The sequence below is a fragment of the Sphingopyxis sp. genome (assembly GCF_035998905.1).
Lineage (GTDB): Bacteria > Pseudomonadota > Alphaproteobacteria > Sphingomonadales > Sphingomonadaceae > Sphingopyxis.
Genome location: NZ_DASYHG010000012.1, coordinates 1 through 5,967, shown reverse-complemented (window position 1 = coordinate 5,967; position 5,967 = coordinate 1). Strand labels below are relative to the sequence as shown.

Annotated in this window: 7 protein-coding genes; 3 read left to right on the top strand and 4 right to left on the bottom strand. The window is 60.3% G+C overall.

Features of this window, described 5'->3' with window-relative positions:
- The first annotated feature begins 339 nt into the window (after positions 1–339).
- A complete protein-coding gene (locus VGN62_RS05425) occupies positions 340–894 on the top strand; it encodes a TrbI/VirB10 family protein (protein ID WP_414713248.1) in 555 nt (184 codons plus the stop codon).
- Positions 891–1,106 (top strand): DUF2274 domain-containing protein, encoded by a 216-nt coding sequence (locus tag VGN62_RS05420; protein ID WP_327451676.1) that lies wholly within the window; start codon positions 891–893, stop codon positions 1,104–1,106. Before VGN62_RS05425 ends, VGN62_RS05420 begins: the two co-directional genes overlap by 4 nt.
- A gap of 76 nt (positions 1,107–1,182) precedes the next feature.
- Here the strand turns inward: VGN62_RS05420 and VGN62_RS05415 are convergent, their stop codons facing one another.
- The 3 genes from VGN62_RS05415 to VGN62_RS05405 form a co-directional block, all read right to left on the bottom strand.
- Positions 1,183–2,394, bottom strand: coding sequence for an XRE family transcriptional regulator (locus tag VGN62_RS05415; RefSeq protein ID WP_327451675.1), 1,212 nt, complete (start codon positions 2,392–2,394; stop codon positions 1,183–1,185).
- A gap of 77 nt (positions 2,395–2,471) precedes the next feature.
- Positions 2,472–3,179: a hypothetical protein gene (locus VGN62_RS05410; protein ID WP_327451674.1), complete on the bottom strand. Its 708-nt coding sequence runs from the start codon at positions 3,177–3,179 to the stop codon at positions 2,472–2,474.
- Between the two features lie 278 nt (positions 3,180–3,457).
- Positions 3,458–4,726 carry a site-specific integrase gene (locus tag VGN62_RS05405; protein WP_327451673.1) on the bottom strand — a complete coding sequence of 423 codons (1,269 nt, stop codon included), beginning with the start codon at positions 4,724–4,726 and terminating at the stop codon, positions 3,458–3,460.
- A 738-nt stretch (positions 4,727–5,464) separates the two neighbouring features.
- Here VGN62_RS05405 and VGN62_RS05400 point away from each other — a divergent pair.
- A complete protein-coding gene (locus VGN62_RS05400; protein WP_137865550.1) occupies positions 5,465–5,599 on the top strand; it encodes a benenodin family lasso peptide in 135 nt (44 codons plus the stop codon).
- Here VGN62_RS05400 and VGN62_RS05395 read toward each other — a convergent pair.
- Positions 5,583–5,798, bottom strand: a complete 216-nt coding sequence (locus tag VGN62_RS05395) for a hypothetical protein (protein ID WP_058455980.1) — start codon at positions 5,796–5,798, stop codon at positions 5,583–5,585. The genes VGN62_RS05400 and VGN62_RS05395 overlap by 17 nt on opposite strands.
- Between the last annotated feature and the right edge of the window lie 169 nt (positions 5,799–5,967).

Here is a 5,967-nt window from a genome sequence, read left to right as displayed (position 1 = left end):
GCTGCGCGCGCCTCCGGTCGGGCTACGCCCGCCCTCCGCCGCACGCAGCGCAAGGCCATCTTCAACAAACCAACATCATATCCGAAAAGGGGTCCCTCTTCGACGCCGATCGGGGGTCCCTTTTGAACGCCGTTTGACACCCAGACGAGCCGGCTCTTTCTGGCAGGCGGAACCACAAGTTCCGCCGCAACAGACATTGTATCCGCCGAGGCGGCCGCGCCCGACCAGGCGCCGGAGCCTCGCACGGCCAATGAGGGGCGGCGCCAGTTTCTGGCGTCGGGGTCGAAAAGGCCCCTCGAAAGTGGCGAGCGGCTGATCGCCCCGAGTTCCGCGCTGGTCGTGCAGGCCGGGACTGTCATTCCGGCAGCGCTCATAACGGGCATACGCTCCGACCTGCCGGGCCAGATCAGCGCGCAGGTGACGCAGAATATCTATGACAGTCCGACCGGCCGTATCCTGCTCATCCCGCAAGGGTCGCGGTTGATCGGCGAATATGACAGCGAGATCGCGGCGGGACAGAGCCGGCTGCTCCTCGCATGGGATCGCCTCATCTTGCCCGGCGGACGATCGATCCGCCTCGAACGGCAGCCCGGCGCCGACGCCGCAGGCATGTCGGGGCTGGAGGATCGGGTGAACAATCATTGGGGCCGGATGGTCCGCGCCGCGCTCGTCTCGACCCTGCTCGGGGTCGGGAGCGAACTCAGCGTCGGCGGCGATGATGAACTCGCCCGGGCGCTGCGCTACGGGATGCAGGACAGCACGAGCCAGGCCGGGCGCCGTATCGTGGAGCGCGAACTGGCGGTGCGTCCAACGCTCACCATTCGCCCGGGGTTCGCGCTCCGCGTGATCGTCACCCGCGACCTCATTATCGAGCCGCAGGCGGATCGGGGATGAGCCGGCTTCGCCTTGGGCCAATCGTCGAGGAGAAGCCGGTCAAGGCTGTTGTCGAACTCACGGGTAAGCTCGCGCGCGATCTCGCCGACTATGCCGCGGCGCATGCGAAGGAAAATGGCCTTCCCGAGGCGCTACCAATCGAACGGCTGATACCCCCGATGCTCGAGCGGTTCATTGCGACCGATCGCGGTTTTGCGAGGGCGCGGCATTAGGCGGCTGAAAGTCTCTTGTAAGCTGGGCCCTAATCGCCGTGGGAGGTATTCTCGCGCTATCTTGAGCCTATCAACGTCAGCGGTGATAGCGGTCCGGAAATGCGATGACTTGACCTTCACCTCGCGGCGTAGCCTCACCATCCGACGAAGCGAGCTTCAGCGTCACAACCTCAGCCGCATCGCGATCGAACCATCCCGGTGACAGACCGCAAAGCGGCTCAATATCGGTTGCCGATATCGTGAACTCGGTCGCCAGCAGGTCAGCCTTGCTGCGAACGCCGTTGTCGACGATCAGGTTGAGGCTGTCACGTAGCGCTCGTGGTTGCTGGACCGGCCAGTGCTGATCGAGCGGTTCGCCCTTTGACCAGCCTTTTGCCGAGTAAAGTTTGTAAAGCTGCCGCGACAAGTCCTCGGGAATGATGTCGAGATCCGAAAGGCGCTTGATCTGCGCCTTGATCGATACCCGCCACCTTTCCTTGAGGCTGGCCAACACAGCAAGCGAGCAGCGCCGGACCTCATGGGGGTAGCTTGTCGAAGGCATGAGAAAGGCGCTGCCGAGCCGAAAGGCCTGCCGCTCGATCACGCGGAGATTAGCCTCGAACTCCTCTTCCGGCACAGCCTTATGGAGGATGGCGTGCGCTAGCTCATGAGCTGCGTCCATCTGCCTGCGAGGGAAGGACATCTTGTCGGTCGCAAGAAGTACATGCGGACGGCCATCGATAGGGGACCAACTGCAAAGACCATCAAGCTTGGTTGTATTCATCGGTATCGTCGCAACGACGATGCCGATGCGCTCCATCAAAGTGACCATGTCGCCGCTCGGTCCTTCGCCGAGGTTCCAGTGCTTGCGAAGGTCGAGGGCGATCTGTTCGATGTCAGCATCGCGAAGCTGGGTATAGTCGGCACCCGCCAATACGTCGGGGATGTCGACTTCCGGCAGGTCGACATAATGGCTGATGATAAAGCTGGCCTCGTGCAGCCACTGCATTTGGGCCTTCTGATACGCGAGGTCGCGTACAAGGGTGCTCGACAGCGAACGCAAGAAGGTCGGTCGGTCGCTCTCATACGTCTCGCGCAGGAAATATTCTGGACGGACCTGCATCTCGCCGGCGAGCTGAAGAAGCGCGGTCGGGTCTGGGGTCTGGTCTGAATCCTCATCTTCCCATCGCGACACGGTGCTGGCGCTCGAATTGAGGCGCCGCGCCAACGCAGCGCGAGACGGGATACGCCGCGCATGACGAATCTCGGTCAGCCGTGCCGGGATAAACCCTGGAGTACCAATTCTCATGGCCGGAGTCCTTGCGGCTTCGCACCCTTTGAGGGGTGCGAAGCGGAGAAAAATCAGCGTTTGTCGGTGCGACCGACTTATTCGTTCGAGCCGTCCTCGGCGTCGCTATCCGGACGATTCTCCGGAGGCAAGAACAGCTTGCGAGTCTTGCGGAGTTTGACCTCGGCACCGCGGTCGTCGGAACCATCGGGGCCATCCGGACCTTCGCTGTCTTCGCCGTAGCCGCGCAAGAAGTCTTCGAGCGACTCGTAAAAGATGAAGTCCTTGTAGTCGGCGCCGATGACGCCGACCGCTATTTCCTCAATCATGCCGGCTTTGTTGCGATCGCGAGCGGTGAGAAAGAGAACGAAGATATCGTTCGCGCGCAGGCTCTTCGGATCGTCGAACATGCTCGGCTGAAGATGCCAGTTCAACGTGACGCCGGCGGCACGCGACATGTTCTTCGCGGGCATCTTGCGCCGTTCGGGCATCGCCGCAAAACCGAGGATGACCCCGACCTTCGGACCCTGAAAGCGGGCGAAGGGCTGATATACGCGCAAGTCGGTGCCGGGCATGATGCCATCTTCGACGAGGTGGCCGCCATGAAGCTGGACGACCTCTTCATAGCCCTGCTCCTGCAGGCGGAAGCGGATCTGACCTTCGACCTCGCGGCTGCGCTTGGCGTTCAGCGGGATGTTCGTCTTCACGACATCGTGCGCTTTGAACGCCTCAGCGCGGTGACGGTCTTCGAGGTCGATCCACAGTTCCTTCGGAACGGTGTCGAGAATGGTGCGGCGAATATCCATGGAGCAGTGTCCCCGTTAGCAACAAGGGATTTCTGTCACGAATCTGTGCGTATTGCAAGATGCTTTTGTAAATATCGTGCGCCTACCCGCATCTGACAGCGAAACGGAGCGCAATGGTGCACAATTCGTGATCCGCTCATCCTCATGTCTACCCAAAAGGAAATCGTCTCGAACTGCTAGAGGCCATCATTTTCGGCATCTCGCGGAAGTATGACCACCAGACCATTTTCCTCCGGTTGCCGGCTGTTACGCCGGGCGAGCGCGCGACGCCGCCCTGATCAGGCGGCGAATTTCATCTGCGCCGCCTTCCGCACGCCAGTCTCGAGGTGTTTCGCGATCTCGTCCGAGGTCCGGCTTACCGCCAGCTTCACGGCTTCGTCGATATGTACATAGTCCTGCGTCACGCTTTGCGACGCGTGGCCTAGCATCGCGCGGATCGTGAGCTCGGAGAAGCCGAGTTCGCCAGCCATGCTCCCGAAGGTGTGGCGCAGCGTATGCGGCGTTACACCCTCGATGCCGGCCGAGCGGCATAGCCGGGCGAGGCAGTCGCTGACGGCGGTAAAAGGGCCTTCGCCATTAGACGCGGGAAAGACGTAGGGGCAGCCGGCAATTTCGGGCTGTGCGACGATGATCTTGATCGCCTCGGGTCCGATCGCCCGATATTGCGCGTCGCTCTTCGTGTCGGGGAACGCGACGTAACCGCCCATGGGATTGACCCACTGCCGCTGCAGTGCCTGCGCCTCTTCCCGCCGATAGCCGGTCAGAAGGAGCGTCCTGACAATGGCGAGCGCAACGGGGTTCTCGGAACCCAGCTCGGCCCGGCCGATCGCCCGACCCAGCAACTCGATCTCGGCGATGCTGAGGCGCCGGGTCTTTTTCTTCGTCGCGAGCTTCTTCGCGCCCTTCGTGGGATGTTCCGCAATCAGTCCCTTATGCTTTGCGTGGCCGAGAATGGCCTGAAGGGTGCCGAGGCTCCGCCCGGCAACGCCGGCACCGCCCGTCGGGCGGCCGCCGCGCCCGCCCGAAGGAGGCTTTCGGGTCTGACCGGAGGCGATGTCATTCTGCATGGCCTCGACGTCGGCGATCGTCAGCTTCCGCACGAGGCGTTTGCCCATCAGCGGGATGATATGCGTCCGGATGCGGCTCTCATCCATATTGAGCGAGGTGTCCTTGATCGGGCGGTTCTTCCGTCCAAGAATGCGGCCGGCCCGCGCTTCGACGAGATACCATTCGCACATCTCGGCGACATTGAGATCCTTCCGGACCCTGCGCGACTCCTCTGCGGGATCTTCGCCAGAGGCGACCTTGCCCAACTGAATCTTCGCCAGCTCGCGGGCTTGTTCAACCGTCATGACGCCGAAGCGCCCGATCTTCACTCGCCGAACCCGGCCTTCCTCATTCATATACTGGATGACGAAGGTTTTCGTCCCGGTTGCGCCGACACGGACACCGAAACCCTTGATCTCGGTATCCCAAAGAAATGCCTGGCCTGTCGCTGGTGCAGCCAGCGCATCGACCGTCCGCTTATTGAGCTTTGCAAGCGCCACAAGTTCCTCCATCATATTACGCGAGGGTGGCAGATTCGAAAAGTAATAAGGACGTAATAGAAATTCACCGCTTCGCAGGGTAGGTCGAGGATAGAATATCGTAGGCTGAAGTCAACAAAAGCTTGCTTTTTAGTGCCTTGGCGTAAAAAAAGAAGTTCTGGCGTAGTTGTCGTAATTTCTTGCCAAGGTTGGGGTCGAGGGTTCGAATCCCTTCGCCCGCTCCAGTTTTCATACATTTTCCAGTGACTTAGACCTCCAGGCGCACTGCGACGTTTGGTGACAAAGCGGCCTTTGATGGGGTTTGTCCCCATAATGTCACCACTTGGGATCGTGGCATCGGAAAGAATCTGCAAGGTCGACCATAAGCCATCTACGAATGGGAAGTGGCTGCGGCTATCGCAGGCCGTGTCTGGGCGACCTGTCTGTCGAACATCGATGCAGTTCACGGAAACATCCAATTCCGGTTCCAGTTGTCGTTGCGAATTGCTCAATCGATCGGGGATGAAACCGCGCGCTTCGCAATTGTTGAAGCGTGTGACCGGGTTCCGCTACGCATGTCCAGGCGAAAGCTAAAGGTAGTGGTACGCGCCCCGACGTGCGTTTCCTTGGCTCGGTCACTTTTTTGGGAGATTGATGGGTATCCGATTATTATTCGATTATAAAATGGATGCCACTCTGCCCGAGGCATAACTTCCCGAATGCGACTCATTCTGGTCGCGAATTGGGAAGGAAGAAGCGATGAAGGACTTCAACGAACTGATCGACCTCGGCGCCATCAGCGTCGAAACCCGCGGCATCGAGCCGCTCGGGCCGGTCGACGAAGATCAGGGCGAACATTATCTGTTCGCCGGCGGCATCACGGCCGACGACTGAAAGCGGTGGCGTGCCGCTCGCATGCGGCACGCCATTCGCATTGCCCCGCGCAATTATCGAAATGTCCGCCATGCTGCGATCGGGCCTGCATCACTGCCATTTCAATGGCGCCGTCGTCCTGTTCGATCTCTTCGCCGACCGCTATTTTCTTCTCACCGATCAGTCCGTCGAACGGTTTGACCTCGTGCTTGCCGGTCATGGGACTTCTGCAGATGAAGACCATTTACTGAGGATCAGCGTGCAATAGGCACCCCCTTCGTGGGGTGATCGGCGTGCAAAAAGGACCCCTTCATCCCGGGGATTTAGTCGGCCGACTGGTTTTGATCAGTTGGCGAGAACGGGATGTTGATCGTGGAGACAGTGGTTCG

What these genes read in the sequence shown, in the direction of transcription:
- VGN62_RS05395 (WP_058455980.1), bottom strand. Translation starts at nt 5,798, where the DNA reads ATGACCGGCAAGCACGAGGTCAAACCGTTCGACGGACTGATCGGTGAG.
- VGN62_RS05400 (WP_137865550.1), top strand. Translation starts at nt 5,465, where the DNA reads ATGAAGGACTTCAACGAACTGATCGACCTCGGCGCCATCAGCGTCGAA.
- VGN62_RS05415 (WP_327451675.1), bottom strand. Translation starts at nt 2,394, where the DNA reads ATGAGAATTGGTACTCCAGGGTTTATCCCGGCACGGCTGACCGAGATT.
- VGN62_RS05410 (WP_327451674.1), bottom strand. Translation starts at nt 3,179, where the DNA reads ATGGATATTCGCCGCACCATTCTCGACACCGTTCCGAAGGAACTGTGG.
- VGN62_RS05420 (WP_327451676.1), top strand. Translation starts at nt 891, where the DNA reads ATGAGCCGGCTTCGCCTTGGGCCAATCGTCGAGGAGAAGCCGGTCAAG.